Annotated in this window: 12 protein-coding genes; all 12 read right to left on the bottom strand. The window is 70.3% G+C overall.

Annotated features, from left to right (window positions below; translation table 11 throughout):
- Window positions 1-34: 34 nt before the first annotated feature.
- The gene (locus tag ACZ4Z4_RS02440; protein WP_468321058.1) at window positions 35-1,225 is read right to left on the bottom strand and encodes a hypothetical protein; all 1,191 of its coding nucleotides are present in this window, start codon (window positions 1,223-1,225) and stop codon (window positions 35-37) included.
- A 6-nt stretch (window positions 1,226-1,231) separates the two neighbouring features.
- On the bottom strand, window positions 1,232-1,777 hold the full coding sequence (locus ACZ4Z4_RS02445; protein WP_468321061.1) for a GNAT family N-acetyltransferase: 546 nt from the start codon (window positions 1,775-1,777) through the stop codon (window positions 1,232-1,234).
- 6 nt (window positions 1,778-1,783) lie between these two features.
- Entirely contained in the window at window positions 1,784-3,709 is a 1,926-nt protein-coding gene (locus ACZ4Z4_RS02450; protein WP_468321063.1) for a TIGR03960 family B12-binding radical SAM protein, read from the bottom strand.
- 50 nt (window positions 3,710-3,759) lie between these two features.
- Window positions 3,760-5,424: a CYTH and CHAD domain-containing protein gene (locus ACZ4Z4_RS02455; RefSeq protein ID WP_468321065.1), complete on the bottom strand. Its 1,665-nt coding sequence runs from the start codon at window positions 5,422-5,424 to the stop codon at window positions 3,760-3,762.
- Window positions 5,425-5,485: 61 nt separating this feature from the next.
- On the bottom strand, window positions 5,486-6,679 hold the full coding sequence (rodA, locus tag ACZ4Z4_RS02460; RefSeq protein ID WP_468321068.1) for a rod shape-determining protein RodA: 1,194 nt from the start codon (window positions 6,677-6,679) through the stop codon (window positions 5,486-5,488).
- Complete coding sequence (mrdA, locus tag ACZ4Z4_RS02465; protein ID WP_468321071.1) at window positions 6,679-8,856, bottom strand: penicillin-binding protein 2; 2,178 nt, start codon at window positions 8,854-8,856, stop codon at window positions 6,679-6,681. The genes rodA and mrdA overlap by 1 nt, the downstream gene beginning before the upstream one ends.
- Window positions 8,853-9,527 carry a rod shape-determining protein MreD gene (gene mreD / locus ACZ4Z4_RS02470; RefSeq protein WP_362995793.1) on the bottom strand — a complete coding sequence of 225 codons (675 nt, stop codon included), beginning with the start codon at window positions 9,525-9,527 and terminating at the stop codon, window positions 8,853-8,855. The genes mrdA and mreD overlap by 4 nt, the downstream gene beginning before the upstream one ends.
- A gap of 12 nt (window positions 9,528-9,539) precedes the next feature.
- Complete coding sequence (gene mreC, locus ACZ4Z4_RS02475; RefSeq protein WP_468321075.1) at window positions 9,540-10,490, bottom strand: rod shape-determining protein MreC; 951 nt, start codon at window positions 10,488-10,490, stop codon at window positions 9,540-9,542.
- Between the two features lie 163 nt (window positions 10,491-10,653).
- A complete protein-coding gene (locus ACZ4Z4_RS02480; RefSeq protein WP_030362602.1) occupies window positions 10,654-11,673 on the bottom strand; it encodes a rod shape-determining protein in 1,020 nt (339 codons plus the stop codon).
- Between the two features lie 300 nt (window positions 11,674-11,973).
- Entirely contained in the window at window positions 11,974-12,387 is a 414-nt protein-coding gene (ndk, locus tag ACZ4Z4_RS02485) for a nucleoside-diphosphate kinase (protein WP_127911807.1), read from the bottom strand.
- 71 nt (window positions 12,388-12,458) lie between these two features.
- A complete protein-coding gene (locus ACZ4Z4_RS02490; protein ID WP_468321078.1) occupies window positions 12,459-12,824 on the bottom strand; it encodes a DUF4233 domain-containing protein in 366 nt (121 codons plus the stop codon).
- Between the two features lie 6 nt (window positions 12,825-12,830).
- Entirely contained in the window at window positions 12,831-14,360 is a 1,530-nt protein-coding gene (gene folC, locus ACZ4Z4_RS02495; protein WP_468321080.1) for a bifunctional tetrahydrofolate synthase/dihydrofolate synthase, read from the bottom strand.
- Between the last annotated feature and the right edge of the window lie 71 nt (window positions 14,361-14,431).

Genomic DNA, 14,431 nt, shown 5'->3' on the forward strand with positions numbered 1-14,431 from the left:
GGCGGGCCTACGGGCTGTCGCTTGCCCAGTGTCGTCAGTCCTTCATGAGTGCCGTCGTACTGCTACCTAGAGTACGTGTCTCGGGCGCGTCAGGTTCCCGCCGGGCCACCGGTACGGGCACCGGCTCCCTCGGGGCGCCGAAGAGCATCCGCCGGACGTCGGCCCTGGCCTGGCGCACGCTGTCGCGCGCGGACGCGAGGGCCTGCCGTGCGGTGCGGCCGACGCTCCGGGCGGCCGCGGCGGCGGGCCGCCAGATCGCGTCGCGGACCGCGTGCCCGACGGGCGTGAGGATCGAGCGGTACGCCCACCGCACCGGCTCGACGAAGATCCACCGCAGGAGCTTGCCGAGGAAGCGGCCGACGGCGAGGGAAATGTGCCCGGCGATCCGCCAGGCGTGTCCGAACGCGGCGCCGACCTCGCGCGCGACGACGGCGATCGCCCGCCCGACCGGGGCGAGCACCCACCGCCACACGGCGACGGCGGGCACGACGAAGATCCAGCGGAACAGCGTCGCGATGCCGTGCCCGACCGGGGTGAGCACGGACCGGTACAGCCAGACGGCGGGCACCACGACCAGTGTCCGCACCAGCCAGGCGAGCGCGACGCCGACCGGCACGACCACGTACCGCCACAGGCCCACCCACGGCCAGACGAAGACCGCCTTGAACAGCCACACCAGGACGGTGCCGATGCCGCGCCCGGCAGCGGCGGCCCCGGCGCCCAACCACCGTGCCAGCCGGCCGAATCCGTGGCCCATCGGTGTCAGCACGCGCGCGTACAGCCACTCGGCGGGGATCACGAACAGGACCCGTCCGAGCCAGGCGATGCCGCGGCCGACGGGCGTGAGCACGCGCGCGTACAGCCACACCGCGGGGACCACGATCAGCATGCGTCCGAGCCAGCCGAGACCCTTGCCGACCGGCACGAGCACGTACCGCCACAGGCCCACCCACGGCCAGACGAAGACGGCCTTGAACAGCCAGGTCAGCACCGTGCCGATGGCGAGTCCGACGGGCCGCAGCACGGTGCGGTGGACGAAACGGCCGCACACGGCGAGCGCGTCCCACACCAGGCGCACGGGGACGACGAGCACGAGCACGACGATCCGCACCGGGATGCGGATCGCGACGGCGAGACACCCTTCGGCCTGCGGGGGCTGCCGGTCGGTCCGCCCCTGCGAGGGCTGCGGGACAGCCTCGTGGTGAGGCCGTTTTTCCAGGTCCATGTAGTCCTAGACGCTCTTGGCGCCGGTTCGGATCCAGTACCGCAGCTTGCCGCCCCGTTCGTCCTCGAACGTGCCGCCCGCCGCCTCGATGACCTTGCGCGAGCCGGTGTTGTCGGTGTCGCAGGTCACCAGGACGGATGCCAGGCCGAGCCGGGCGGCGTACGGGAGGCAGCCGAGCAGCATGCGGGTGGCGTGGCCGCGGCGGCGGGCGGTGGGGCGGACGTCGTAGCCGATGTGGCCGCCGTACTCGCGCAGGAAGCGGGTGGCGACGGTGTGCCGGATGGCCAGCCGGCCGAGATAGTCGGCGCCGTCGACGTACCAGAGGGTGGTGACGGGCACGGAGTACGGCTCGGCGGGGTGGACCGCGGCGCGCACCTCGGTCACGTACCGCTCGAAGACCGCGGGGTCGTGCCACTTGTCGCCGTAGTCGCGCAGGGCGCGGCCGAGCGTCGTGTCGTCGTCGGGCCCGCCCTGCCCCTCGGCCCGGAACTCCTCCATCGCAGCGATGAAGGAGTGGTGCACCAGGCCGGTGGGCGGGGCGAGTCGCGGCACGTACGGCTACTTGACGACCGTGAGCGGCAGGAGCTTCTTGCCGGTGGGGCCGATCTGGATGTGCGTGTCCATCTGCGGGCAGACACCGCAGTCGAAGCACGGCGTCCAGCGGCAGTCCTCGACCTCGGTCTCGTCGAGCGAGTCCTGCCAGTCCTCCCAGAGCCAGTCCTTGTCGAGACCGGAGTCCAGGTGGTCCCAGGGCAGGACCTCCTCGTACGTACGCTCACGCGTGGTGTACCAGTCGACGTCGACGCCCATCTCGGGCAGCGTCTTCTCGGCGCACCGCATCCAGCGCTCGTAACTGAAGTACTCGCGCCAGCCGTCGAAGCGGCCGCCCTCTTCGTAGACGGCGCGGATGACGGCGCCGACGCGGCGGTCGCCGCGCGAGAGGAGGCCCTCGACGATGCCGGGCTTGCCGTCGTGGTAGCGGAAGCCGATCGAGCGGCCGTACTTCTTGTCGCCGCGGATCTTGTCGCGGAGCTTCTCCAGGCGGGCGTCGGTCTCCTCGGAGGAGAGCTGCGGGGCCCACTGGAAGGGGGTGTGCGGCTTGGGCACGAAGCCGCCGATCGACACCGTGCAGCGGATGTCGTTCGAGCCGGAGACCTCGCGGCCCTTCTGGATGACCTTCGTCGCCATGTCGGCGATCTGGAGGACGTCCTCGTCGGTCTCGGTGGGCAGGCCGCACATGAAGTACAGCTTCACCTGGCGCCAGCCGTTGCCGTACGCGGTCGAGACGGTGCGGATGAGGTCTTCCTCGGACACCATCTTGTTGATGACCTTGCGCATGCGCTCGGAGCCGCCCTCGGGGGCGAAGGTCAGGCCGGACCTGCGGCCGTTCCTGGTGAGCTCGTTCGCCAGGTCCACGTTAAAGGCGTCGACGCGGGTCGAGGGGAGGGACAGGCCGATCTTGTCCTCCTCGTACCGGTCGGCGAGGCCCTTCGCGACGTCCGCGATCTCGCTGTGGTCCGCGGAGGAGAGCGACAGCAGGCCGACCTCTTCGAAGCCGGTCGCCTTCAGACCCTTGTCTACCATGTCGCCGATGCCGGTGATGCTTCGCTCCCGCACGGGGCGCGTGATCATGCCGGCCTGGCAGAAACGGCAGCCGCGGGTGCAGCCGCGGAAGATCTCCACGGACATGCGCTCGTGGACGGTCTCGGCGAGCGGGACGAGGGGCTGCTTGGGGTAGGGCCACTCGTCGAGGTCCATGACGGTGTGCTTGGACACGCGCCACGGCACGCCGCTGCGGTTCGGGACGACGCGGCCGATGCGGCCGTCCGGGAGGTACTCGACGTCGTAGAACGCCGGGACGTAGACCGAGCCCGTCCTGGCCAGGCGGAAGAGGACTTCCTCGCGGCCGCCGGGGCGACCCTCCGCCTTCCAGGCGCGGATGATCTCGGTCATGTCGAGCACGGCCTGCTCGCCGTCGCCGATGATCGCGGCGTCGATGAACTCGGCGATCGGCTCGGGGTTGAACGCGGCGTGGCCGCCGGCGAGCACGATCGGGTGGTCGACGGTGCGGTCCTTGGACTCCAGCGGGATGCCCGCGAGGTCCAGGGCCGTCAGCATGTTGGTGTAGCCCAGCTCCGTGGAGAAGCTGAGCCCGAAGACGTCGAAGGCGCCGACGGGGCGGTGCGAGTCGACGGTGAACTGGGGGACCCGGTGCTCGCGCATCAGGGCCTCCAGGTCGGGCCAGACGCTGTAGGTGCGCTCGGCGAGCACGCCCTCGCGTTCGTTCAGGACCTCGTAGAGGATCATGACGCCCTGGTTGGGCAGGCCCACCTCGTACGCGTCCGGGTACATGAGCGCCCAGCGGACGTCGCAGGATTCCCACGGCTTGACGGTGCTGTTCAGCTCACCGCCGACGTACTGGATGGGCTTCTGCACATGCGGGAGCAGAGCTTCGAGCTGTGGGAAGACCGACTCGGCAGACATCGCGAACCTTCATGAGCGGGCAGGGGTGACCATCAAGCGTACCCCGGCGCTCAGCCGCCCAGTGCCGCCCGCACCTTCTCCCCGGACGCCTCGGCCCACACCCCCGGCAGCTCGCGCTCCCGGTCGGCGCCCGCCGCCTCCTCCTGGCCGTACAGCAGCCCCCAGGTGAACGCGGACTCCCCCGCGAGGTGCGCCTGGATCGCCAGGGCGCGCAGGGCCTCGCGCGCGACGACGCTGTCCTGGTGGTCGCCGAGCACGGTCTGCACGGCCTTCATCCGCCTGGCGAACCGCTTGGCGGGCTTGCCGAGCGCGGGCACCGCCGACTCGCCCGCGTACCTGGCGCGCTTGGCGGCCTTGCGGGCGTCGTGCAGGGCGAGGTCGCGCTGCTTGCCCGGCGGCAGTTGCAGGGCGTGCTCGACGCGGGCGGCGAGGCGGGCGTAGTCCTTGAGGGCCGCCTTGGGGAGCGCTTTCGCGGGGGGCGCGGAGGCGGCGGGACGCAGCGGGGGCGCGGCGAGCAGGGCGTCGAGCTTGTCCAGGAGGGCGAGGTAGCGCTTGCTGTCGAGGACGGCGACCGTCCTGCGCCGGGATCCCGCGCTGCGGGCGACGTTCCAGATGCGGAGGCGGCCGCGCACCGGGCCGAGGAGGAGCGTCCTCGGCAGCGCGTCGATGCGGGTGGTGAGCCGCTCGGCGAGGACTTCCTGGTCGCGGTCGACGCCGAGTTCGCCCGCGAGCCACTTGAGCTCGTCGCCGACGGGGTCGGTGGCCGTCCGGTCGAGGAGCTTCCGGTACGACTTGAGTGCGCTGCGCATCCGGCGGGTGGCGACCCGCATCTGGTGCACGGAGTCGGGCAGGTCGCGGCGGACGGCGGGGTCGAGCGAGACGATCGCGTCGCGCTGGGCGCGGAGGTAGGCGAGGACGTGGTCGCCCGCGGTGCCCGTGCCCTTGCCGACGGCCGCGTCGACCGCCTCGGCCACGGCTTCGCCCTTGCCGGCCTTCTTGCCGCTGCGGGTCGCGGTCTCGGGCTCGGCCTTCTCCGTGCCGCTCTTCTTCGTCCCGCTCTTCTGCGTCCCGCTCTTTTTCGTCGTGCTCTTCTGCGGCGCGGTCTCCTGCGGCGCGGTCTCCGCCAGTGCCCTGGCCAGCTTCGACGGCGCGGAGGAGCGTCGCGCGCCCGCCTTCTTCAGCTTCTTCTCGACCCTGTCGAGGATCGCGGGGTCGCCGCCGTCCGCCAGCTCCACCTCGGCCTCGGACCATGCGGCGGTGCCGGTGCCGCCGTCGAGCCGCTCGGCCCGCACCTCGTCGATGCTGACCTCGGCGAGCAGAGTGCCCTCGGCGTCGAGGAGGTGGCACAGGTTCCTGGCGGACCGGAGCCTGACGACGGGGACCAGTTCGGCCTCGCGCACCCGGGAGCGCACGAGGCCGGCGAGGGCGCGCGGCACCGTGTCCGAGAGCGGGGCGTGGACCTCGTCGCGCACGCCCTCCGCGAGGGAGACCGGCAGCTTCAGGTGCCAGCCCGCGTCGTCGCCGCCGGTGCGCCGCCGCAGCGTGACCGACCCCGCGGCGAGGCGCTGGTCGGGGGTGTCCCAGTAGACGGCGTCCAACTCGACGACGCCCCTGTCGACGACGTCCTCGACCCCGGCGACGCCCGACAGGTCGGGCAGCGTCGCGCCCGCCCCGACGTCGTACTTCCGCTCGATCTCGCGCTTCGTCTCCGCCATGAATTGAATCTAGACGCGAAACGCGAGGCCAAACATGCCCGCGACGGGACTTCCGGCAGGGCTACGCGGACATCGGCCGCTGCACCTTGATCGACTGGAGCAGTCCGACGGCCACCCAGACCGCGAACATCGACGAGCCTCCGTAACTCACGAAGGGCAGCGGAAGGCCCGCGACCGGCATGATGCCGAGGGTCATCCCGATGTTCTCGAAGGCCTGGAAGGCGAACCACGCGATGATGCCCGCGGCGACGATCGTGCCGTAGAGCTCGGTGGTCTCGCGGGCGATGCGGCAGGCGCGCCACAGGACGACGCCGAGCAGGACCAGGATGGCGCCCGCGCCCACGAAGCCGAGCTCCTCGCCCGCGACGGTGAAGACGAAGTCGGTCTGCTGCTCGGGGACGAACTGGCCGGTGGTCTGGGAGCCCTTGGTCAGTCCCGTGCCGGTCAGGCCGCCCGAACCGATCGCGATGCGCGCCTGGTTGGTGTTGTAGCCGACGCCCGCCGGGTCGAGGGCGGGGTTGGCGAAGGCGGCGAAGCGGGCGATCTGGTAGTCGTCGAGGACGCCGAGCTGCCATATGGCGATGCCGCCGGCGACGCCGGCGCCGAGCAGTCCGAACACCCAGCGGTTGGAGGCGCCCGAGGCGAGCAGCACCCCGAGCACGATCATCACCATCACCATGACCGAGCCGAGGTCGGGCATGAGCAGGACGATCATTATCGGGACGGCGGCGAGGCCGAGGGCCTGCACCACGGTGCGGTGGTCGGGGTGCTCGCGGTCGCCCGCGTCGACGCGCGCCGCGAGCAGCATCGCCATGCCCAGGATGATCGTGATCTTCACGAACTCGGAGGGCTGGAGCGAGAAGCCGCCGATCACGAGCCAGGCGTGGGCGCCGTTGATGGTGGCGCCGAGCGGGGTGAGGACGAGCAGCACCAGGAAGACGGAGATGCCGTAGAGGATCGGCACGGCCGTGCGCAGGGTGCGGTGGCCGAGCCAGATCGTGCCGGCCATCAGCGCGAGCCCGATGCCGATGTTCATGACGTGCTTGAGCAGGAAGGCGTACGGGTCGTCGCCGACGAGTTCCGTGCGGTTGCGGGTCGCCGAGTAGACGAGCGCGGAGCCGATCACGGAGAGCGCGAGGGCGCAGAGCAGTATCACCCAGTCGAGCCGGCGGACCACCGAGTCGCGGGCGAGGAGCCGCGACATGCCGGAGCGCTCGGGTCCGTATCCGGAGACGGAGAAGCCACTTCCGGTCATCAGTCCCGCCTCCAGTTCGCCGGGGCACCGGCCAGCTCCTGCTGCTCGGTCGGCTCCTTGGGCGGCTCGGGCTTGTACGGCTTGATCTTCGGGGAGTGGATGGAGCCGTCACCCTTGATCCTGGGCAGGGACTTCTGCGGCTCGGGCAGGAGGGCCTTCTTCAGGTCCTGCTTGCCGTTCTCGTCCAGGCCGTAGATCGCGTCGTAGATCTTGCGGACGGCGGGTCCGGAGGCGCCGGAGCCCGTACCGCCCTGGGAGATCGTCATGATGATCGAGTAGTCCTTGGTGTACGTCGCGAACCACGAGGTGGTCTGCTTGCCGTAGACCTCGGCGGTACCCGTCTTGGCGTGCATCGGAATCTTGTCCTGCGGCCAGCCGCCGAACCGCCACGCGGCCGTACCGCGCGTCGCGACGTCCGCGAGGGCACCGTCTATGTCCTTGCGGAGCTTGGCGTCCATCGGCAGTCTGCCGTGCGACTTCGGCTTGATCTCCTCGATCCGCTTGCCGTCGGCGCTGATGATCGCCTTGCCGACGGTGGGGTCGTACATGGTGCCGCCGTTGGCGATGGCGCTGTAGATCGTCGCCATCTGTATCGGCGTGACGAGGGTGTCGCCCTGTCCGATGGAGTAGTTGACGGAGTCACCGGCGCGCATCTTCATGCCTTCGAGGCAGTTCTCGTACGCGATGCGCTCGGCGTAGTCGCCGCCGCTCTTCTTGCCCTGCTTGCACCAGGCGTCCTTGTTGGCCTTCCAGTAGTCCTTCTTCCACTGGCGGTCGGGGACGCGTCCGGTGACCTCGTTGGGCAGGTCGATGCCGGTCTCCTTGCCGAGGCCGAACTGGTGGGCGGTCTTGTAGAACCAGTCCTTGGCGTCCTTCTTCGGCTTGTTGCCGCCGTCCTTGGCCCACTGGTCGTGCGACAGCTTGTAGAAGACGGTGTCGCAGGAGACCTCCAGGGCCTGGCCGAGGGTGATGGAGCCGTGGCCCTTGGACTCGAAGTTCTTGAAGGTCTGGCCGCCGATCGAGTACGAGCTCGGGCAGGGGTAGCGAGCGTTGAAGTCGTAGCCCGCGTTGACCGCGGCGGTGGTCGGGATGACCTTGAAGATGGAGCCGGGGGCCGCCTGGCCCTGGATGGCGCGGTTGAGCAGCGGGTAGTTGGACTTCTTGCCGGTGAGCCGCGCGTAGTCCTTGCCGGAGATGCCGCCGACCCAGGCGTTCGGGTCGTACGTCGGGTTGGAGGCCATGGAGACGATGCGGCCTGTCTTGTTCTCCATGACGACGACGGCGCCCGCGTCGGCCTTGTAGTTCTCACCGGTGTTCTTGTCGAACTCCTGGCGCGCCTTCTTCATCGCGTCGTTCAGCCAGTACTCGGAGACGGCCTGCACGCGCGCGTCGATGCTGGTGACGACGTTGGCGCCGGGCTGGGCCGCGTCGGACTCGGCCTTGCCGATGACGCGGCCGAGGTTGTCGACCTCGTAGCGGGTCACGCCGGCCTTGCCGCGCAGCTGCTTGTCGTACGTCCGCTCCAGGCCGGAGCGGCCCACCTGGTCGGAGCGGAGGAACGGCGAGTCGGTGTTCTCGGCCTTCTTGATCTCTTCGTCGGTGACGGGCGAGAGGTAGCCGAGGACCTGCGCGGTGTTGGACTTGCCGGGCGCGGCGTAGCGCCGCACGGCGGTGGGTTCGGCGGTGATGCCGGGGAAGTCCTCGGAGCGCTCGCGGATCTGGAGGGCCTGCTTGGGCGTGGCCTCGTCGGTGATCGGGATGGGCTGGTACGGCGAGCCGTTCCAGCAGGGCTGCGGCGTCTTGGAGTCGCAGAGGCGGACCTTGTCGGAGACCTCCTTGGGCTCCATCTCCAGGACGTCGGCGAGCTTGGCGAGGACCGCCTTGCCGTCGTCTTTCATCTTCATCAGGTCCGTGCGGGAGGCGGAGACGACGAGCCGCGTCTCGTTGTCCGCCATGGGCACGCCGCGGGCGTCCAGGATCGAGCCGCGCACGGCGGGCTGGACGACCTGCTGGACGTGGTTGCCGGAGGCCTCCTCCGCGTACTCGTCGCCGTTGCGCACCTGGAGGTACCAGAGGCGGCCGCCGAGGGTGAGGAGGAGGGAGACGACGAGGATCTGGATGATGACGAGACGGATCTGCACGCGGGGCGTGCGCCCCGTCTCGGGGATGTTGGTCACAGGCGCTTGACCCCCTTGATGCGTCCGGCGCGGGCGACGCGGGCCTTGGCCGCCTTCGCCCGCAGGCCGCCGCCGCGCTGGTCGCCGATGCGCAGTCCGGTGCCGGACGAGAGCCAGCCGGAGGAGACGTCGGCCGCCTTGTTGGCGGGTGAGTTCTCCCCGAGCGGGTCGTTGTCGGCGCGCCGGGCGAGCGCGATGATCAGCGGCACCGTGAAGGGCGCGAGCAGCAGGTCGTAGAGCGCGGCGGTGAACAGGAGCCCGACCAGGCCCACATGGCGGGCGGCGGTGTCGCCGACGAGGGAGCCGACGCCCGCGTAAAGGAGTGTCGATCCGATGGCGGCGCTGACGACCACGACGAGCGGGCCGGTGGCGGAGCGGAGTCTGCCGCCGTCGGGCTTGGCGAGGCCCGCGAGGTAGCCGATGACGCAGAGCACCAGGGCGTACCGCCCGGCGGCGTGGTCGGCGGGCGGGGCCAGGTCGGCGAGGAGGCCCGCGCCGAAGCCGACGAGGGCGCCGCCGACGTGGCCGTAGACGAGGGCGAGGCCGAGGACGGTGAGCAGCACCAGGTCGGGCACGGCGCCCGGCAGCTGGAGCCGGGCCAGGACGCTGACCTGGATGACCAGGGCGACGACGACCAGTGTGGTGGACAGCAGGATTCGGTTGAAGCGCATGGGTCCGGTCTCCTACTGCTCGTCGTCGGCGGCGCCGTCGGCCGGGGGCTGTCCCGAGGGGGTGGCCGTCACGGTCACCGTCGGGGTCGGCTTGGGCTTCTCGGGCTTCTTCGGCAGGACCGTGTCGCGCGGGTCCTCGCGGGGCGCCTCGACGACGACACCGACGATGTCGAGCTTGGTGAACCCGACGTACGGCTTCACGAAGACGTTGCGGGTGAGGTCGCCGCCCGAGGGGTCGACGCGGACGACCTCGCCGACCGGGACGCCCGGCACGAACGGCCGGTCCTTCTGCGAGCCGAAGGTGACGAGCCGGTCGCCCTTCTTGACCTCGGCCTTGCCGTTGAGCAGCTGGACGGAGAGCGGACGGTCGCCCTGTCCGGTGGCGAAGCCGAGCTCGTCGGTCTTCTCCATGCGGGTGCCGACGGTGAAGTCGGGGTCGTTGGCGAGCAGGACGGTCGCGGTGCCCGGGCCGACCGTGGTGACCCGGCCGACCAGGCCGTCGCTGTTGAGGACGGTCATGTCGCGCTTGATTCCGTCCTTGGCGCCGGCGTCGATGGTGACGGTCCAGGAGAAGCCCTGGGCCGCTCCTATCCCGATGACCTCGGCGCCCTTGATGCCGTACTGTCCGGCGCCCGCCTTCTTGAGCATGCCGTCGAGCTGGCGCACGCGGCTGCGGTTGCGGTCGTCGCTGCCGAGCTTGGCCTTCAACGCGGCGTTCTGCCGCTCCAGTTCGGCGATGCGGCTGTGGCGCTCACCGGAGTCGCGGACCGCGCCGATCGCGTTGCCGATCGGGTCGACGGCGGAGGACATGCCCTCCTCGACCGGCCCGAAGACCGTGGCGGCGGCCCGGCGGGCACCGTCGACCGGCGAGTCCTCACCGCCGCGGATGTCCACCGTGATCAAAGCGAACGCGATGGCGACCAGCAGCACAAGAAGCAGCCGGCTCTCTCGTGTGTCCCTCACGTGCGGCGGCGTGCCTTCCTCAATCGGATTCCGTGGAAACTGCGGGTTCCACGAGGTTCTGGGGAATTGTCGTGCCTTGCGGGAATTGCGTGTCTTGCCTCTATATCAACGATCCGCCGCACGAAGTGGCAGGCACTCGTACGGCGGATGTTCTCGCGTCAGATCATCTGCGCGGCTGGGCGTCGAGCACCTGCTGCAACGCCTCGAACTCCTCGACACACTTCCCGGAGCCGAGCGCCACGCTGTCCAGCGGGTCCTCGGCGATGTGGATCGGCATACCGGTCTCGCGGCGCAGCCGCTCGTCGAGGCCGCGCAGCAGGGCGCCGCCACCCGTCAGCACGATGCCGCGGTCCATGACGTCGCCCGAGAGCTCGGGCGGGCACTTGTCGAGGGTGGTCTTGACCGCGTCGACGATCGCGTTGACCGGCTCCTCGATGGCCTTGCGGACCTCGGCGGCGGAGATGACGACGGTCTTGGGCAGCCCGGAGACCAGGTCGCGGCCACGGATCTCGGTGTGCTCGTCGGCGTCCATGTCGTACGCCGAACCGATGGTGATCTTGATCTGTTCGGCGGTGCGCTCGCCGAGGAGGAGGGAGTACTCCTTCTTGATGTGCTGGATGATCGCGTTGTCCAGCTCGTCGCCGGCGACGCGGATCGACTGTGCCGTGACGATTCCGCCGAGCGAGATGACGGCGACCTCGGTGGTGCCGCCGCCGATGTCGACCACCATGTTGCCGGTGGCCTCGTGGACCGGCAGGCCGGAGCCGATGGCGGCGGCCATCGGCTCCTCGATGATGTGCACCTGGCGCGCGCCGGCCTGCGAGGAGGCCTCGATGACGGCGCGGCGCTCGACGCCCGTGATGCCGGAGGGCACGCAGACGACCACGCGCGGGCGGGCCAGATAGCGCCGCTTGTGGATCTTCAGGATGAAGTAGCGGAGCATCCGCTCGGTGATCTCGAAGTCGGCGATCACGCCGTCCTTCAGGGGACGCACCGCGACGATGTTGCCGGGGGTGCGCCCGATCATCTTCTTGGCTTCCGCACCGACCGCGAGGATGCCGCCGGTGTTGGTGTTGATCGCGACGACGGACGGCTCGTTGAGTACGATCCCCCGACCCCTGACGTACACCAGCGTGTTGGCGGTCCCGAGGTCGACAGCCATGTCACGGCCGATGAACGACATGTTGTTCCCCATGAGGATGCGTCTGGCCTTCCCTATTGGAGCTTGTGATGGCTTTTTAGGTAGGCGAGGTGGGTGCTGAGTGGCAGTGGAGGCTTCCATCGTAGTCTCGGCCGCGCGAAGACGGCGCGAGGGTCTTCGCCATTGTCAGCAGATGATGTGCTGCCCCGCCTTTGGAGACGTGCCATCGGAGGCACGGGTTCCCCCAATTGGGGCGCATATGCCAAAGGACGGCCGAATTCCTTCGGCCGTCCCGGCGCGTGCGGCGCTCTGCTGACGCGAAGTCAGACGTCCGTCGGAGTACTAGGCGACACCCGGGAAGAAGATCTTCAGCTCGCGCTCGGCGGACTCCTCCGAGTCCGAGGCGTGGATCAGGTTCTCCCGGACGATCGTGCCGAAGTCGCCGCGGATCGAACCGGGCGCCGCGGCGATCGGGTCGGTCGGCCCGGCGAGCGCGCGGACGCCCTCGATGACCCGCTCGCCCTCGACGACGAGCGCCACGACGGGGCCGGACGACATGAAGGCGACCAGCGGCTCGTAGAAGGGCTTGCCCTTGTGCTCGCCGTAGTGCTGCTCCAGGGTCTCCTGGTCGAGCGAGCGCAGTTCCAGCGCCGAGATCGTCCAGCCCGCCTTGCGCTCGATGCGGCCGATGATCTCCCCGATCAGGCCGCGACGGACGGCGTCGGGCTTCAGCAGGACGAGGGTGCGCTGGCTCATGTGCGGCTCCAAGAAGGTGTTCGTACGATCTCTGCGATCACGGGGATTGGGCCGCACGATACCGGGGTCGGCTACGCGGCGTTACCTCCGGCCTCCGCCTGCCCCTCCGCCATGGCCGCGAAGCGCGCCTTCGCCTCGTCGATCTTGCCCCCGAAGTGGACCGACGCCCACCACAGGGCGGCGAACACCGCGCCGAGGAAGAACATCGTCGGCACCACGAAACCGCTGGCGATCAGCGCGATCTGGAGGGCCCAGCCGAGCTGGATGCCACCGGGGCGGGTGATCATGCCGCAGAGCAGGAGGCTCAGCAGCATCGCGACGCCGCAGACCGTCCAGACCGTGCCCATGGACAGGTCGTCGTCCTTCATGGCGACCAGACCCGCGAAGCCGATGACGAAGAACTCGCCGATCAGCGTCGAGGCGCAGAGCATACGCACAGGAATTCAGCCTCTCCCCAGGAGCAGTCGGGCCTCGCCGACCGTGATGACGGAACCAGTGATGAGGACGCCGGCGCCGGCATACTCCCCCTCTTCCTCGGCGAGGGTGATCGCCGCCTCCAGGGCGTCGTCCAGGCGCGGCTCGACCTGCACGCGGTCGTCGCCGAAGACCTCGACGGCGAGTCCGGCGAGCGTGTCGGCGTCCATCGCGCGGTGGCTGGAGTTCTGCGTGACGACGACCTCGGTGAAGATCGGCTCGAAGGCTTCGAGGAAGCCCTTCATGTCCTTGTCGTCGCTCGCGCCGATCACGCCGATCAGCCGGCTGAAGTCGAAGACCTCGCTGACCGCGGCGGCGGTGGCGCGGGCGCCCGCCGGATTGTGCGCGGCGTCCAGGACGACGGTGGGCGAGCGGCGGACCACCTCCAGGCGGCCCGGCGAGGAGACCGAGGCGAAGGCCTTGCGGATCGTGTCGATGTCCAGCGTGCGCGCGTGCTGCGAGCCGATGCCGAAGAACGCCTCGACGGCGGCGAGCGCCACGGCGGCGTTGTGCGCCTGGTACTCGCCGTGGAGCGGCAGGAAGATCTCCTCGTACTCCCCGCCGAGGCCTCGGAGCGTCAGGAGCTGGCCGCCGACCGCGACCCGGCGGGCGACGACGCCGAACTCCAGGCCCTCGCGGGCCACCGTCGCGTCGACCTCGACGGCCTTCTTCAGGAGCACCTGCGCGGCGTCCACCGGCTGCTGGGCCATGATCACCGTCGCGTCCGGCTTGATGATGCCGGCCTTCTCCTTGGCGATCTCGCCCGGCGTGGAGCCCAGGCGGTCCGTGTGGTCCAGGTCGATGGGGGTGACGACGGCGACCGAGCCGTCGATCACGTTCGTCGCGTCCCAGCTGCCGCCCATGCCGACCTCGACGACGGCCACGTCCACCGGGGCGTCGGCGAAGGCCGCGTACGCCATGCCGGTGAGGACCTCGAAGAAGGAGAGGCGGTACTCCTGCCGGGCGTCGACCATCTCCACGTACGGCTTGATGTCGTGGTACGTCTCGATGAAGCGCTCGGCCTCGACGGGCGCGCCGTCCAGGCTGATCCGCTCGGTGATCGACTGGACGTGGGGCGAGGTGTACCGGCCGGTGCGCAGCTCGAAGGCGGAGAACAGCGCCTCGATCATGCGGGCCGTGGACGTCTTGCCGTTCGTCCCCGTGATGTGGATCGAGGGGTACGCGCGCTGGGGCTCGCCCAGGACGTCCATCAGGGCGGCGATGCGGCTGAGGGAGGGCTCCAGCTTGGTCTCGCCCCAGCGGGTCGCGAGCTCCGTCTCCACCTCGCGCAGCGCCCGGTCCACCTCCGGGTCGGAGGGGCGCGCGGGGACGTCGCCCTGCGGCGGGCCCCCCTGGGTGCGCAGGGTGCGGCTGCCCGCCTCGATCACCGCGAGGTCGGGGTCCCTGTCGGTCTCGGCGCCCACGATGGTCTCGAAGGCGTCGTCGGCGTCGTCGGCGGGGCGGTCTGCGTGCTCGTCGTGCGGGGGGAGGTCACTCACGCACGCCAGTCTACGGAGCGGCACCGACACTCGGCGTCCGGACCGGCCGGAGGCGTTCACTCCGCCTCGTC

The sequence above is a fragment of the Streptomyces sp. NPDC030245 genome, assembly GCF_055572995.1.

Bases quoted from the DNA above. Each gene is read 5' to 3' on its own strand.
- ACZ4Z4_RS02440 (WP_468321058.1), bottom strand. From the start codon at position 1,225: ATGGACCTGGAAAAACGGCCTCACCACGAGGCTGTCCCGCAGCCCTCG.
- ACZ4Z4_RS02450 (WP_468321063.1), bottom strand. From the start codon at position 3,709: ATGTCTGCCGAGTCGGTCTTCCCACAGCTCGAAGCTCTGCTCCCGCAT.
- ACZ4Z4_RS02455 (WP_468321065.1), bottom strand. From the start codon at position 5,424: ATGGCGGAGACGAAGCGCGAGATCGAGCGGAAGTACGACGTCGGGGCG.
- rodA (WP_468321068.1), bottom strand. From the start codon at position 6,679: ATGACCGGAAGTGGCTTCTCCGTCTCCGGATACGGACCCGAGCGCTCC.
- mreD (WP_362995793.1), bottom strand. From the start codon at position 9,527: ATGCGCTTCAACCGAATCCTGCTGTCCACCACACTGGTCGTCGTCGCC.
- ACZ4Z4_RS02480 (WP_030362602.1), bottom strand. From the start codon at position 11,673: ATGTCGTTCATCGGCCGTGACATGGCTGTCGACCTCGGGACCGCCAAC.
- ndk (WP_127911807.1), bottom strand. From the start codon at position 12,387: ATGAGCCAGCGCACCCTCGTCCTGCTGAAGCCCGACGCCGTCCGTCGC.